This is a genomic window from Mesobacillus maritimus (assembly GCF_023715205.1).
In the GTDB taxonomy this organism is placed as follows: Bacteria; Bacillota; Bacilli; order Bacillales; family Cytobacillaceae; genus Mesobacillus_B; species Mesobacillus_B maritimus_C.
In genome coordinates, this window is record NZ_JAMBNR010000003.1 from 400,066 (window position 1) to 414,306 (window position 14,241).

Annotated in this window: 14 protein-coding genes; 5 read left to right on the forward strand and 9 right to left on the reverse strand. The window is 40.8% G+C overall.

Going from position 1 to position 14,241, the window contains the following annotated elements; all coding sequences use genetic code 11:
- Positions 1 to 94: 94 nt before the first annotated feature.
- Complete coding sequence (locus M3182_RS06400) at positions 95 to 877, reverse strand: TPM domain-containing protein (RefSeq protein ID WP_251557440.1); 783 nt, start codon at positions 875 to 877, stop codon at positions 95 to 97.
- The gene (locus M3182_RS06405) at positions 874 to 1,452 is read right to left on the reverse strand and encodes a LemA family protein (protein WP_251557441.1); all 579 of its coding nucleotides are present in this window, start codon (positions 1,450 to 1,452) and stop codon (positions 874 to 876) included. The genes M3182_RS06400 and M3182_RS06405 overlap by 4 nt, the downstream gene beginning before the upstream one ends.
- 417 nt (positions 1,453 to 1,869) lie before the next feature.
- Between M3182_RS06405 and M3182_RS06410 the strand changes: the two genes are divergently transcribed.
- Positions 1,870 to 2,778 (forward strand): oxidoreductase, encoded by a 909-nt coding sequence (locus M3182_RS06410; RefSeq protein ID WP_251557442.1) that lies wholly within the window; start codon positions 1,870 to 1,872, stop codon positions 2,776 to 2,778.
- On the opposite strand, the gene M3182_RS06415 is transcribed toward M3182_RS06410, so the two are convergent.
- The 3 genes from M3182_RS06415 to M3182_RS06425 all read right to left on the reverse strand — a co-directional run bounded on the left by M3182_RS06415 (position 2,762) and on the right by M3182_RS06425 (position 5,598).
- The gene (locus M3182_RS06415; RefSeq protein ID WP_251557443.1) at positions 2,762 to 3,295 is read right to left on the reverse strand and encodes a hypothetical protein; all 534 of its coding nucleotides are present in this window, start codon (positions 3,293 to 3,295) and stop codon (positions 2,762 to 2,764) included. The two genes, M3182_RS06410 and M3182_RS06415, sit on opposite strands and share 17 nt — an antisense overlap.
- A gap of 265 nt (positions 3,296 to 3,560) precedes the next feature.
- On the reverse strand, positions 3,561 to 5,042 hold the full coding sequence (locus M3182_RS06420; RefSeq protein WP_251426464.1) for a flotillin family protein: 1,482 nt from the start codon (positions 5,040 to 5,042) through the stop codon (positions 3,561 to 3,563).
- 253 nt (positions 5,043 to 5,295) lie between these two features.
- A complete protein-coding gene (locus M3182_RS06425; RefSeq protein WP_251426465.1) occupies positions 5,296 to 5,598 on the reverse strand; it encodes an EthD family reductase in 303 nt (100 codons plus the stop codon).
- 466 nt (positions 5,599 to 6,064) lie between these two features.
- On the opposite strand from M3182_RS06425, the gene M3182_RS06430 reads away from it, so the two are divergent.
- The gene (locus M3182_RS06430; RefSeq protein WP_349774425.1) at positions 6,065 to 6,724 is read left to right on the forward strand and encodes a DsbA family oxidoreductase; all 660 of its coding nucleotides are present in this window, start codon (positions 6,065 to 6,067) and stop codon (positions 6,722 to 6,724) included.
- Positions 6,725 to 6,847: 123 nt separating this feature from the next.
- Here the strand turns inward: M3182_RS06430 and M3182_RS06435 are convergent, their stop codons facing one another.
- Together M3182_RS06435 and M3182_RS06440 are read right to left on the reverse strand one after the other, a co-directional pair.
- Positions 6,848 to 7,471, reverse strand: a complete 624-nt coding sequence (locus M3182_RS06435) for a GGDEF domain-containing protein (protein WP_251557444.1) — start codon at positions 7,469 to 7,471, stop codon at positions 6,848 to 6,850.
- A gap of 223 nt (positions 7,472 to 7,694) precedes the next feature.
- Entirely contained in the window at positions 7,695 to 8,714 is a 1,020-nt protein-coding gene (locus M3182_RS06440) for an HD-GYP domain-containing protein (RefSeq protein WP_251557445.1), read from the reverse strand.
- A gap of 336 nt (positions 8,715 to 9,050) precedes the next feature.
- Between M3182_RS06440 and M3182_RS06445 the strand changes: the two genes are divergently transcribed.
- Positions 9,051 to 9,395, forward strand: a complete 345-nt coding sequence (locus M3182_RS06445; protein ID WP_251426468.1) for a hypothetical protein — start codon at positions 9,051 to 9,053, stop codon at positions 9,393 to 9,395.
- A 218-nt stretch (positions 9,396 to 9,613) separates the two neighbouring features.
- Here M3182_RS06445 and M3182_RS06450 read toward each other — a convergent pair whose 3' ends face one another.
- The gene (locus M3182_RS06450; RefSeq protein ID WP_251557446.1) at positions 9,614 to 10,516 is read right to left on the reverse strand and encodes an N-acetylmuramoyl-L-alanine amidase; all 903 of its coding nucleotides are present in this window, start codon (positions 10,514 to 10,516) and stop codon (positions 9,614 to 9,616) included.
- 248 nt (positions 10,517 to 10,764) lie between these two features.
- Positions 10,765 to 12,195, reverse strand: coding sequence for a fibronectin type III domain-containing protein (locus M3182_RS06455; RefSeq protein WP_251557447.1), 1,431 nt, complete (start codon positions 12,193 to 12,195; stop codon positions 10,765 to 10,767).
- Between the two features lie 442 nt (positions 12,196 to 12,637).
- Here M3182_RS06455 and M3182_RS06460 point away from each other — a divergent pair, with 442 nt between their 5' ends.
- Positions 12,638 to 13,285: a nitroreductase family protein gene (locus M3182_RS06460; protein WP_251557448.1), complete on the forward strand. Its 648-nt coding sequence runs from the start codon at positions 12,638 to 12,640 to the stop codon at positions 13,283 to 13,285.
- A 343-nt stretch (positions 13,286 to 13,628) separates the two neighbouring features.
- Positions 13,629 to 13,847: a hypothetical protein gene (locus M3182_RS06465; RefSeq protein ID WP_251557449.1), complete on the forward strand. Its 219-nt coding sequence runs from the start codon at positions 13,629 to 13,631 to the stop codon at positions 13,845 to 13,847.
- Positions 13,848 to 14,241 lie beyond the last annotated feature (394 nt).

A 14,241-nucleotide genomic window follows, 5' to 3' on the forward strand; every position in this document is an offset into this window, starting at 1 on the left:
GTATGATAAGCAAACATGCTGATTATGGTGACATAAGACGCAAGTTTAAAAAAAGAATACAGGAGTTGATCGATGGACCAACTCCTGTTTGGTACTACCAGCCGCGACTCGCTCCACCACCACCTGAGGAACCGCCGCCACCGCCAGTATATCCACCACCACCGCCGCCACCTCGGCCGCGAGAAAGAATCGACAGCAAAATATGAGTTAAAAATCCGCCGAAGAATTTAAAGTCTAAAAAAATCACGACAGCAATGATTGGAATCAGCAACCAAAGCGGAATTCCGATTCCTTCATCGGTCGGTTCAGCTTGTGTGTACGGTTGCTCAATCGGTTGCTGGCCACCTTCAATGCCGTACTCGGCGAACACTTCATTTGCGAGAACTTTATAGGTTTCGATAATGGCTGTGTTCGGTTGGTTCATCTTCAAGTAAGGAATCGTGATTTGGTCGAGAATCCGGCCGACTTTTCCATCAGGCAATCTCCCTTCAAGGCCGTAACCGACTTCAATCCGAAGTGGGCGTTCGGTCATTCCCGGCGACGGGTTAAAACCGATTACCAAGAGCACTCCATTGTCTTCCGATTCACTTCCAATTCCATACTGCCGAAATGCTTCATTCGCATACTCTTCAATCGTCGTCTCCCCGATGGAATCAACCGTGAGAACAGCAATTTGTGCAGTCGTTTGGTTTTCAATGCTTCTCCCAAACTGCCGGATTTCAAGCTCTTCCTGCTCCGACAAAACATTGGCAAAGTCTTGAACATAAATGTCACCAACAGGAGCTGGAACTTGTGGACTTTCAGCAATGGCATTTCCTGCAAGCAGAAAAAAGGATAGAACTATCCAGATGATGCTGAAAATCCGCGTTTTGATCATTCGTCATTTCCTCCAAAGTCTACTTCTGGGGCTTGTTGCGCATTTGGGTCCGCCTCAAAGTATTCTTTTTCATCAAAGCCGGTGACGTTCGCAATGATCACACCTGGAAAACGTTTAATTCGTTTATTGTATTCCGCTACCTGGTCATTGTAATCTTTCCGGGCTACGGATATCCGATTTTCGGTTCCAGATAACTCGTCCATTAATTGTGTAAACTGTTGATCTGCTTTTAACTCTGGGTAATTTTCAACCACCACCAGAAGTCGGCTTAGAGCACTGGATAACTCCGCATTCGCTGTCGCTTCTTCCTCCGGGCTTCCCGCACCGGCAAGTCGTGCGCGCGCATCGGCAATTGCGGTCAGTACTTCTTCCTCATGCGATGCATAGCCTTTTACAGTATTCACAAGGTTGGGAATCAAATCGAGTCGCCGTTGCAACTGATTTTCAATTTGTGCATAGGATTGATCCACACTTTCCTCGAGACTCACAAAATTATTATAACTTGGCACAATCATAAGCAATAAGAGCACCAAGATTGCGATGAAAATGCCAATTCCTAAGAAACCTTTTCGCATACCACCACGCTCCTTATAAGGATAGTATGTAACAATGTGGTGGAGGATATGAGTGGTTGTGGTGACTGATTTCTCTAGATTTCAGGCCATAGAGTTCACATGTGACTTCGACATTTTTATAACGTTTTATAGAAAGGCTGTTTTACTTTGAGAGATAAAATAAAAAAATGAACTGGTTTTTCACTAAGCAGCAACTTTAATAGGAGAAATCAAACTTATTATGAACGCACAAGTTACTTATCGTGCGTTAAAATCTGTTTTAGAATTTCAACAAAAATCTTTCGAAAAACAGCCAATAAAAATGGGTTAAAATGCCTATTTCTTCAAAGCTGATTATCTTCCCAGTATGAGGGAATCGTGGTATCTTGATGACAGCAAGGAGAATTGGGTTTTATGGAGAGGAGATCACCAAAATACATGAGTGCAAAGAAATGGGATCAAATTGAACTCACTGGCAAAAATGCCATTGTGACAGGGGCAAATAGTGGAATTGGGCTTGAAACCGCGAAGGAACTAGCTAAAAGTGGTGTTCATGTGGTCATGGCGGTTCGGAATGAAGAAAAAGGCAGCACTGCAAGAAGTGAGATACTCAACGAACATCCGCAAGCAACGGTCGATGTAATGAAATTAGACTTAGCCGACTTGAGCAGTGTTCGTGCATTTGCGAAGGCATTTGCAGATCGCTTTCGTACGCTTGACTTTTTGATTAACAATGCTGGAGTGATGACTCCGCCTTATGGCAAAACGAAAGATGGTTTCGAGCTCCAATTTGGCAGCAATCATCTTGGTCATTTTGCGCTCACCGGTTTGCTTCTTCCACTGCTAAAACAAACACCCGGCGCACGCGTTGTGACCGTCAGTAGCCTTGCTCACCGCGGGGCCATGATTGATTTTGATAATCTTGATGGCGAAAAAGGCTATAAAGCAATGAAGTTTTATGGGCAAAGTAAGCTCGCCAATTTGCTGTTTGCAAAAGAATTGGATTTGCGCTTTAAACAGCAAGGGATTGAAGCGAAAAGTATTGGCTGTCACCCTGGCGTTTCAGCCACCAACTTATTTAAGTTTGGCAAGCAGCAAACGCCGAAATGGACGAAAGTACTCATGGACCGCCTCCTTCAACCGGCAGACATGGGCGCTCTTCCGACTCTTTATGCGGCGACTGCAGCAAGTTTAAGTGGTGGTGAATACATTGGGCCTGAAGGAAGAGGCCGGATGCGAGGCTACCCAGCGATTGATACGCCGCACCGGGCTGCCAACGACGACACGACAGCCGAAAAGCTTTGGGATGTTTCTGAGCAATTAACGGGCGTCACGTTTCACTTTTAATGGAGCAGATTTTCTGCTCCTCCTCCAACCTCTTCCGATACTCCGCCACAAGTTGATGAAAAATTTGATTTAACTCGCGTGGTTTATGTTGCTTTAACCATTCAACTTGGTCAATCGGCAAAGTGAGTTTTAACGTCACTTTTTCATTTGGCATTTCTACTTTACGAATGTCTTCTAACGTAATGCCTTCTTCGATATTCGGAAAGTTGTTGTCATTTTCATTTACTTGAAGCAAGTCCGCATATTCATCTGTGTCCTCGAGATCACAGAACAAATTCAATTGCGGCAGTCCGCCTGGCAATACTTTTAGATACATAATACAACTGATGATACGACCATCTTCTAGCTCGATTTCTACAATTAGACTGTCTTCTTGTTGATATCTCCGCAACACAACTTCACTTACAAGAATGTCCAATTGCAAAGTACTCCCCGTTGTTGACGTAAAAACATAGAGGGCACTATTAAAAAGATGGATCAGTTCGCCATCGATTTTTACAGATTTTACAGCTACCATGTTCCTCTCCCCCAACCTTGTTAATCTAGTTTTATAATAAAAGGCTATTTTCGTAAAGATGTTCGGACCTTGTTTTGTGGGAAACTCTTCTAACAAAAACATGGCCATTCTAGTCTAAAACCTTCAAGCACATGAAACCCCTGAAATCTCTTATAATCAATCGATTGATTAAATTGAGCTTGATAGAACGGTATTTAGCGAGGGTGTAGCTCAACTAAATGCAAAAAACGCCGCCATTTTTAGACTGCGACGTTTTTGCTTTTACCTATTCTTTATGGTCAGTTTCTTCTAGAACAACCTGTTCACGCTCCGTTCGCTCTGGAATCGTGACATGAACGGTTTGGTCTCCTTTCGACCTTGAAGCATAAGATTTCATCAATTCCGCCACATCAATCCCAATCATTTCTTTTAATGGCTCTTGCATGTCGACCATCGTTTTCGTGATGCTTTTACCGAAAGATGGGACACCCTGGCCATTGCCGGAATCAATGATTTTCACGGATTCAATATTGTTAAGTGGCTGAGCAATTTTTTCAGCAAAGATTGGCAGCATTTCGATGAGTTTTTCAGTGATGATGACATCGCCGTGTTTTTCCATCGCTTCTGCTAATAATTTACGAGCTTCTGCTTCCGCTTTCCCGCGTTCGCGAATAACATCCGCTTCGGCAGAACCTTCTTCACGACGGATTTTCGCTTTTGTTTCCCCGTCGATTTCCGCTTTGCGTGCTTCTGCTTCCGCTTTTCGAGTCGTTTCATAGTACTCAGCGTCCGCTTTCGCTTTACGGACTTTGCTTTCTTCTTCCTCTAATTTAACAGCCCGTTCGCGCTCGATAAATTGTAACGATAGTTCTTCTTCTTTTACTTCCTTGGAAAGTTTGGCTTTCTCTAACTCATACGACTGTTCCGATTTCGCGCGCGCCCGCTCGGTTTCTTCTTTGAACGCTGCGTCTTTCAAGTCTTTCTCTTTTTTCGATTCGGCAATCGCAATTTGACGCTTGTATTCTTCTTCTTTCGCTTCTTGGTCGGTTTTTGCACGGTGAATCCGGGTTTCTCGATCACTCTCTGCCTCGGCAATTTCCGCTTGCTTGCGAACTTCCGCAATTCGCGGACGACCTAAGTTTTCCAAATAACCGTTTTCCTCATCGGCATCACGGATATCGGTTAAACCTAAGGCAGTGATTTTAAAGCCCATTAAATCGAGTTGCTTTTGGGCAATATCGGAAACATCGTGATTGAATTTTTCACGATCATTATTGATTTCTTCAACGGTCATTTTCGATAAAATCGCCCGTAAATTACTTCCTAATACCTCAATGATTTCTTCTTCAATCTCTTTCTGTGCTTTGCCCAAAAATTGCTCGGCGTAATTGGCAATCCCGTTTAACGTGTCCGCGACTTTCACCATCGCCACCGCATCGGCAACAATGGGTACGCCCCCATTCGTATAAACCCTTGGTGTTGAGAGCTTTAACTGAAAAGAAGTTAGATTCACCGGTGTTGACGTCTGGAATCGTCTTAACAGATACCCGCCACCACGAATAATTTTCATCGAACGCCCTTCAGAATCGGTAAAAATATTGCTTTCTTTTTCGGGATCTCCTAAACGCGGGCCGGTAATAATTAACGCTTCATTGGATTTTGCCGTTCGATAACGAAGGCGCACCCAAAAGAAATAACCTACACCAATAATTGCTGCAAGAATTAAAATTGGAACTAAAAAAACAAGGATTCCGACTAAAGTTGCCATTTCCATCCCCCCTGGATCAAAACTTGTTGTAGGAAACATCCATGCATTTCCTATTTATATCCAGTAATACGGTTAAAAGGTAACAAAAGTTTCATGAATTCCGAATTTTGTAGAATTGGGTGGGCAACTCTACTTTGATTAAAGCATGTGATTGATGGGTCGCGAAGGGTCTTGGCTGGAATAACTGAACGATTGACTAATTATAAAAAATAGCTGGTTCCCCGAAAGTCGGGAAACCAGCCTTTTGTGATTTTTAGTCCACCAAAGCGACAACAGGTGGCTTCGTTAAAAACGGCATTAAGTTGCGCAAATCTCCTTGGACTTGCTGGAACTCTGGTGACGCTAAGGATTGTTGTAAAACTTCAGGGTTCTCAAACTCTAGCTCGGCAATCATATACAAAGGTTGATCGGTGTTCATCGTTTGCAACACATGCTGAACTTTTGCCCCTTTCAAGTTTGGAACTTTCTCCGCTAACGGAATATGTACTTCATTATAATGCTTCTCAAACCCTTCCTTGTCTTTCGGCTGATCGTACATCACCATCATTTTTGCCATGTTTTTTCCCCCTTTTCATTTTTCAGAATTCTCTTTTTATTATAGACTCTTTTTATGAAAATTGTTACCTTTTAATGGACATGTAAAATCATTTAGCAATGATTCCATTACAGAGATTTTTTACGAGATGAGAAAAGGGCTGACAAACTAAGTAGTAACGCAAAGAAAAGCTTATGTCACGTTAAAATCGGCAATAGGATTTTAACAACAAACTTTACGAAAACAGCCTTTTTATAAAAGACTTGGTTTGTTTTCAAAAGAGAAATGGTTCGACAAAGCGATGATAAAGAGTTTTGCTAAGGCTAAGGATGGATAAAGATAAAGTTATGATATCGAAATGCTTGAACTCAAACTAAATAGTAGTGAAATTAGACCGAACAAGATATACTAATGAATGATTAATTTTAGGGGGGATTTTAGCATGCATATCGAAATGTGGACAGACTTTGCTTGACCATTCTGCTATATTGGCAAGAGGCGTCTGGAGGACGCACTTAAGAAAATAAATCAACATGTAGAAGTGACTTACCGTAGTTTTGAATTGGACCCAACTTTGCCTCGTGATGTGAACAAAAACATGTACGAAGCATTGGCAGATAAATATGGCATGAGTATTGAGCAAGCAAAAGCCAATACGCAAAATATGGTGCAAATGGCGAAAGAAACAGGGTTAGAATACAATATGGATTCCTTAATTCTGACGAATACATTTGATGCCCATCGCTTAGTGATGTTTGCGAAACAACAAGGCAAAATGCATGAAATGACCGAGCGGATTTTATATGCTTACTTTACAGAATCCAAACATATCGGCGATCATGAAACGCTTGTAGAATTGGCGGTGGAAGTAGGCTTAGACCGCGAAGCAGTTGCGAACATGCTTGGAAGCGATGAAATGAAAGCGGAAGTACACGAAGACGAAAATCTGGCAAGACAGTACGGCATTCGCAGCGTACCGTTTTTCCTTATTAATAAAAAATACGCTTTAACCGGCGCGCAGCCAACTGAAACCTTCGTCCAAGCTTTGCAAAAAGTCCTGGAAGAAGAAAAAGAAAGTATCACCGTCCTCAATACTGAAGATGGCATCGTCTGCGACGAAAACGGCTGCGAAATCCCGAAAAAATAACCTGGTTATTGACTATAGATAGTTGTTTGTATAAACACAAAAGGAAGCAGAATACTCTGCTTCCTTTTTGTGTTCGACAAATTCCGGGGCGTCCCTGTGACTTTTTCGACATAAACCGGGGCGTCACTGTGACTTTAGCTTTCGCCTGGATTTGTTGTGGTACATTTGTTTGTCGGCTATGCGCAGGAGTTGGTCGAGGGTGTTGCCTTGTTTGGGGTAGTGTGCGCTGCCGATGGAGGTGGTGATTTCTAGGTTTTCTGGTGAGGTGTTTTTTAGGTTTTGTTGGATTCGGTTGATGGTTTCTGTTAGTGCTTTTTCTTGGTGAGCTTGTCCTGTTGTTTGGATGAGGATTAAAAACTCGTCTCCTCCCCACCGGGCTACTAAGTCCTTTGGGCCCACACATTTTGCAAGTTCGTCGGCAATAGTTTGCAAGAACCGGTCGCCAGCTTCATGTCCATAATGATCGTTAATCAGCTTAAAATCATTTACATCAAGTAGAAGAAGTACGAACATTTGATGGGCATGTTTTTCAAAATAAGTATCCACAAACCTCCGATTGTACACACCGGTAAGCGCGTCCTTTTCCGAGTAAAACCTGGCAATATCGTATTGCTTGCCAAACCACCAAGCAAGTCCCAACATAATCGGCAAACCAATCAGTTCCAACATACTGAGCGATCCATCTCGCCAATAATAGTACCCCATATAAATACTGTTAATAAAAAATACGATAAGAACAGTTATCATTCGGCCTTTAAACTTCATATCCTGACACCTCTTCAGCCCGTCCGACGTATGGTCGCTTTGTCTTGTGGGCTCTTTTCCCAAAGATTGTTGCTTATAAAGGAAATATAGAATGATCTAGCTATGATTCCATTCTAAAAATCGGTTCCAAGATGAGAAAAGAGCTTACAAACTAAGTATTTACGCAGAGATAGGCTTATTTCACGTTAAAATCGGTTTTAGGATTTTAACAAACTTTACGAGAACTGCCCTCTTGGAACTCTTCAACAAGAGTATCAACTCCCTCACAGCAATGCCCCAATTGGACACCGTCTTGCAATTGCGCACTTTGTCCCGGGCGGAACACCCTCTCTTCTTCTGATTCAAATAAACTCAAAAACACATCAACAATTTCAGGATCAAATTGTGTCCCTCGATTTCTCTTCATTTCTAACAAGGCAGCTTCTAAATCCACTTCCGGACTATACGTTCGTTTGGAAGTAATCGCATCAAACGAATCAGCCACCGCCATGATGCGGGCAACTAACGGAATGTCCGTCCCCTTTAATCGATTTGGGTATCCTTCACCATCAAATCGTTCGTGATGAGACAAGACAATGTCTAAAATCCCTTCCCGCTGAAAATGCTTCACATGTTTAATCATTTCATAACCGATCACTGGGTGTCGCTTGATTACATCATATTCAGAATCCGTTAATTTTCCAGGTTTTAATAGAATCGACTCCGGAATACCGATTTTCCCAATGTCGTGCAACAACCCTCCCATTTTAATCACTTCGACCATTTCTTTCGGCAAGTTCATTTTACGGGCAATTTCTGTTGCATAGTACGCGACATTATGTGAATGGCCGGATGTATACGTATCACGGGAGTCAAGCGCCTTGGATAGAGCAAACACCAAGGAAAATTGCTCTTCTTTTAACCGCTGACTTCGTCTCATATATCCCACGGAAATCGAGACAATGAGGAGATAAGAAATTCCAATAGTGATCAGCTTCAATATTGTAGGTGCCGGTTCCTGAACGAAACGAAGAAAGACAATAACAATTGTAAAAAAAGAGAGAAACCTATTTGAACGATCAGAATAGCCGATTCCTAAAAAGATGCTATTTAAAATAAAGACAAGCAAATAGGAATAAACCTCCAACGGTAGAAACAAAAATAGACTATTTATGGCCAGTAACGCCCAAAAGCCATAACGAAATATGCGTGGATCATGAAATCTCGTTCTTATTCGGTGAAGCACCTATTCTCCCCCATTCCCAGCAGTTCAATCTACTATACGATTTGGGTTGTTCATTCAAATTTTACTATATTAATAGTTAGAACGGTCTATTAATTTCCATTTTTCAAGAAATAGACATATCCCCATAACCTTTTTTCCACCAGCATCCCACAGCATCCGTTCGATTTTGATAAAAGAATTCCTCGCAATCCCTCAGGAAAGCAAGAGATACGCCAGTTTACCAAGGAAATTGACGATGAAAAGTATTCATTATTTAAAAGGATTCTTCGCTTTTATCCGGAAAATATTAAGCACAGGAAAATAAACCTGGCATCTTTTCGGAAAGGTAGTGATTGTATGTTTCTAATTATGCTACGACCAAAAGTACCTGCTAAAGCCACCGAAGCCAAAGGAATGCACGCTCAGGAGGCCGTCCGAATTGTTTTACAACGAGTGAAGCTGATGACGCTGTTCAAAACGACTGAAAAAGTGGTGAACGAAGCGCGCAAGCTCGTGGAAGAAGGAGTGCTAAAAGCGAAGCAGCATCACCGCGTTGCTAGTTTAATCCGAATTCAAATCGAGGAAGTGAAGAGAAAAGTCCGGTCCCTCTCTCCTGCCGCATTACAGTTTATCGGTCCAGGTGATTACGTCCAAACTCCACCAAGGAAAGGAGGGAACTTTTCCATTCTTCCTCAAAACTAAATAAAGCCGGCTCACAGCATCCTAGGCAAAAGGAGAGCGAGTGAACCAGCTACTAAACATAAAAATTATTTGGTTGTAAAATAGATGAACAACCACTCAAAAAAGGTGGCCGCCTTTGGTAAATGTTCGCGCTTCTCGGCATCGGGAAGCGCTTTGTGTTAAGAGGCTTGGCTCAGGAAGCCACCAGTAATGATTAACTTCGATTCTTCATTTCCTCCTTACCGCTTCAAAAACTCTGCAACAGCTGCTGCAACTTCAAATCGATCATTTCCGGTTAAGGAAATAATTTTATCTGCTTTTAATCCAGTCGTTGAACCTCCGACAACATACAATTCTTTGGCAATCTTCCCTGTTGGCAATGCTGCTCTTGTATAAATTGGCGCTTTCAGGCGAGACGCCAACAATTCAGCTGCCGCAAAATCTGGAAAACCACCGATTACAATCGCTTTATCCAACAAAGCAGTTCCCCCGTTTCCTGGTTGTGCTGGTTTTGGTGTAGGTGCTGGCTTAGCCGGAGCTGGTTTGGGCGTTGGAGTTGGTTTCGGTGTTGGCGCAGGTTTCGGCGCTGGCTTAGTTGTTGCCTTCTTTTTTAAACCATACGCTTTAACCACACCATTGACATGTCCTTGCGCAATTTTATTAAGAATGGAAGTTTGTTTTAGTTTCGCAACATCTGCGGAAGAATCAATGAATAGATTCTCCGTTAAAATCGCATCCATGTTGCTCTCGCGGAGCATATGGAAGTCCGCTCTCTTCTTTCCTCGATCGCGCACACCGTCTAATTCTTTCATCACTTCAGCATGAAGAATATCTTGATTTCGTTTCGTCACCCCAGCGATTCCGGGATAAATAAAAGTTTCAAATCCATTCCCACCACCGGCATTGATGTGAACGGAAATTAAATAATCCGCTTTCCAATTATTCGCCATATCTGTTCGCTGCCGAAGCGTCACAGTTTTATCTGTCTCACGGCTTAATTTCACTTGGACATTTTCATAGGTTAGCAATAGTTCTTTCATCTTCAAGGCAATCTGCAACGTTAAGTTCTTTTCCTGAACCCCGCTTCCAACAGCACCAGCATCCGAACCACCATGGCCAGGGTCAATAAAAATCTTCACCATTTTTGCATCGACTCCTTCTCTCCATACTTATGTAGCAGGAAAGGCTGTATCGTGGGCGATTAGCCAGAAACCAACAATTACCAGATTAATGGTAGGTTTTTCGACAAAATTCGGGGAGTATCTGCAAAATCCGGGGCGTCCCTGTGACTTTTTCGACAATATTTCAAAATTAACATAAGAAAAAGGGAATCAATCTTTTCAGACTAGTTCCCTTTTAACTTCAATTAGTTTACGGTCAAGTAGATTATTTAAGGCTTTGCACTGAGCACAGTTGTCCACTTACTGTATATTTTTGTCTCCCCTACCTTTCGATAGGATCTTAGTTTGTAATAGTAGGTTTTACCCGTTTTTAAGCTACTATTCGTATAATTTAAATTAGGAGTATTCTTTAATAAGGAGTAAGTACCATTACTTGATGTTGCTCTATATAACTCATAACCACTAGCCCCAGATACAGAATTCCAAGTTAGTTTAACACTTGTTGAACTTGCCCTGTTAGCTGTAAATTTACCCGGGATTGATGGAACCGGCTTAGTACTGACAATTGTTGAATACTTACTATAAACCTTTGAACTACCGACTGTTCTGTACGCTCTAATTTTATAATAATACGTTTTGTTTGTTGTCAGGCTAGTATTTTTAAAACTAGTTGATGCTGTTGTACCCACCTTAGTATAAGTCCCTGTTTTAGAGCTTGCCCGATAAACTTCATACCCAGTGGCTCCACTCACTGCGTTCCAGCTAGTTTTTATACTATTATAAGATGCGGAAGCCGCCTTTAACGAACTTGGCGTTGACGGAATCGGTCTAGTATTAACGACCGAACTGTAACTGCTATAGTTTGTTCGAGTCCCTGTCTTATAGGCTCTGATTTTATAATAATATGTTTTACCAGTTGTTAAAGACTTATCAATATAGGATGTGCCTGATGTCGTTCCCGCCTTGGTGTATGTTCCATTGCTAGATGTAGAACGATAAACCTCATAACCAGACACTCCACTTGCCGCATTCCAACTTACCTTAGCACTGTTGTATGAGTTAGAGACTGCTTTAGGACTTGAAGGTGCTACGATAGTTACAGGTTCTTTGTAACTAGGATTAGTAGAGAACCATTTATATTTTGTTTCGTATGTAGTAGTGTTTACTCCTGAAGCAATCTTTAACAATGGGAACCCTACTGTTTTTTTCACTAAAATTCCGTACCATACTTGAGATTGACCTCCTGGGTACAACTCAACATCATATTCACCATAGCCTTCTAGATTGCCAGAAAGTGAAGCAGTCTCAACTGGGTTCACCTTCTGTCCACTGGTTGTATAAAAGCTCTGTCCACTCCATATTACATCGGAAGCATACAAAGGTTCTTCTGGTCCAGATACATATTTTAAATTAAAGCCCAGTAAAATCCATTGTTCATCATACTTCGGAACTTCATTAAACATATTTTCTTCCGCAACTAGTTGATTAGCTTTTTCTCCTGTAAACAAATCAAACAATTGTAATTCAATTACCTTAGGGCTTTCCCAATCATATTCTTGAAAAGTAAATTTATGTTTAACCCATGCACTATAAGGGCTGGTGCGATCTCCTACCGCAGCGTGTGCAGTTCCAGTGGTCATCACTACATTGGTTAACAAGAATGTTAAGGCGAAGAATAATATTACTCTATATTTTCTCATGACCATTCTCCTTCAAAAAAATGTCTTATTAATTGTTTTGGCTTTAAATAGAATGTTCGTTTTGTAATCTTCAAAAACTAGAATACTCTTACTTTCTTGTAATTTGCCGTCTATTTTTTAACAATGCTAACCTTTGTCCAAACTTAATTAAACAAACATATTACTTCCCCCTTATTTTTCATCTTAGTATCTTTGCAAGATGAAAATAGGCATTTAGAACCAATACTATTTTACCACGATAGTAAGCCAACACTTCTAAAATATTTCGACATTAATAAACTGCACTCCCTATTAATGAGGAACAAATCCCTCTATCTTTTAATAGGAAAAAACCGCCACCTTTCATCATTAATCTTTTTAATTGACTCACTTACTTACTAATAGTAAGCTAACATACATGTCCTTACTATTAGTAAGTTTTTAGATAAAGGGGGAAAATAGAATGACAACAACAACAACAACAACAACAACAAATCAACCAAGTATTAGTGAAGTAATCAGAGAACGCCACTCTGTTCGAAAATATGATCCAAGTGTTAAAATTCCACGTGAGGAAATTGAAGAAATGTTAACAGAAGCTACTCTAGCTCCTTCTTCTAGCAATCTTCAACCTTGGAAGTTTATCGTCATTGACCACCAAGAAGTAAAGAAAGAACTTCGTCAGATTGCTTATAACCAGGAGCCAGTCGAAACCTCTTCTGCTGTAATTGCTGTTTTAGGCGACAAAGAAATGCATAAAAACATCGAAAAAGTGTATCGCAGCAATTTTGAGGCAGGGTTCATGGATGAAGCCAACATGCACCGATTGATTGAAAGTGCAAACAATACTTATCCAAATGCCCCAGAAGAAATTCGCAAAAACATCGCTTCCTTTGACGCAGGATTAGTTTCCATGCAATTGATGCTTATTGCGAAAGCGCGAGGCTATGATACCGTTCCAATGGGCGGGTTCGACAAGCAAAAATTTGCTGAAAAATTCCAAGTCTCCGACCGCTACATGCCAATCGTTCTAATCGCATTAGGCAAGGCAGCAGCACCCGCATTCCAAACAACACGCATTCCTACAAAAGAAATCGTCGAGTTTATCTAACAAGCAAAAGAGCAGGGAATAGCTTCCTAACAGGTTCGGGACAGAGAGAGAAAACAGTAAATAACAATACTTTTGGAGGTGCAAATTAGTAATCTAATTTGCACCTTTTTTATTGTCATATCAACTTTTGTAGTATTTTAAATGCCTTTTTATCACCATCATTCGCATTAAAATTAACAATGTTAAAATCATTGCTAAAATTGGGCGGATTAGGTAAGGTCGTTCGCTTAATGTCAAGGGAGCGATCTTGAAGGGAAAAGGAAAAATTATGCTAAAATAAAAACATAGATTTTGAACGGAATATAAATTATTTTGTTATTTATATATTGAGGGAGAGAGGAAAATGTTGGATAAAATTAAAGCATGGCCTGAAAAGGCGGCATTTGCGATGGGTTTAACTTTAATCTTAGGTAGTGCATTGCTGTTATCCTTGTTTTCACTTTTGTTTCCTATTGGTAATTGGACGATGATGATTGTAGGGGGTATTACTTGGGGGTTTGCTTTCTTATTTATTGCAAGTGCGGCTGATAAAAGAAATTCACGCATTAATAAGAAAAAGTAATCTTTTATTCATTGGCTCTACGTATTAACAGATACATTGAAAAAAATACCGTTATTTCATCGAACCCATTCCGTATTAAAGTGAAAAAGCAATATTTACGGCAATTAAAAATAGCAACTGAATTAGTCAGTTGCTATTTTTAATGTTAATTTAATGTCGAGATTTGTGTTAAAAACAATGCGAAATTGTTTGTTAATAAATGTTTTCTCCCCATCAATCGAATCCGTTAATGCTTCCCTGCTCTACTTGCATGCTTTCGACAAATTCCGGGGCGTCCCTAGTGTAGGAAATAGAGGAGGAAAATAAAAAAGCCACCGTTTTCATAGTAAAATAGAAGTACCTATCACAGAACTTCCAATTACATTCTCAAACCAGGAGATGAAAACGATGGATT

Coding starts and splice junctions, on each gene's coding strand:
- M3182_RS06400 (WP_251557440.1), bottom strand. CDS start 877: ATGATCAAAACGCGGATTTTCAGCATCATCTGGATAGTTCTATCCTTT.
- M3182_RS06405 (WP_251557441.1), bottom strand. CDS start 1,452: ATGCGAAAAGGTTTCTTAGGAATTGGCATTTTCATCGCAATCTTGGTG.
- M3182_RS06410 (WP_251557442.1), top strand. CDS start 1,870: ATGAGTGCAAAGAAATGGGATCAAATTGAACTCACTGGCAAAAATGCC.
- M3182_RS06415 (WP_251557443.1), bottom strand. CDS start 3,295: ATGGTAGCTGTAAAATCTGTAAAAATCGATGGCGAACTGATCCATCTT.
- M3182_RS06420 (WP_251426464.1), bottom strand. CDS start 5,042: ATGGCAACTTTAGTCGGAATCCTTGTTTTTTTAGTTCCAATTTTAATT.
- M3182_RS06425 (WP_251426465.1), bottom strand. CDS start 5,598: ATGGCAAAAATGATGGTGATGTACGATCAGCCGAAAGACAAGGAAGGG.
- M3182_RS06435 (WP_251557444.1), bottom strand. CDS start 7,471: ATGATAACTGTTCTTATCGTATTTTTTATTAACAGTATTTATATGGGG.
- M3182_RS06445 (WP_251426468.1), top strand. CDS start 9,051: ATGTTTCTAATTATGCTACGACCAAAAGTACCTGCTAAAGCCACCGAA.
- M3182_RS06450 (WP_251557446.1), bottom strand. CDS start 10,516: ATGGTGAAGATTTTTATTGACCCTGGCCATGGTGGTTCGGATGCTGGT.
- M3182_RS06455 (WP_251557447.1), bottom strand. CDS start 12,195: ATGAGAAAATATAGAGTAATATTATTCTTCGCCTTAACATTCTTGTTA.
- M3182_RS06460 (WP_251557448.1), top strand. CDS start 12,638: ATGACAACAACAACAACAACAACAACAACAAATCAACCAAGTATTAGT.
- M3182_RS06465 (WP_251557449.1), top strand. CDS start 13,629: ATGTTGGATAAAATTAAAGCATGGCCTGAAAAGGCGGCATTTGCGATG.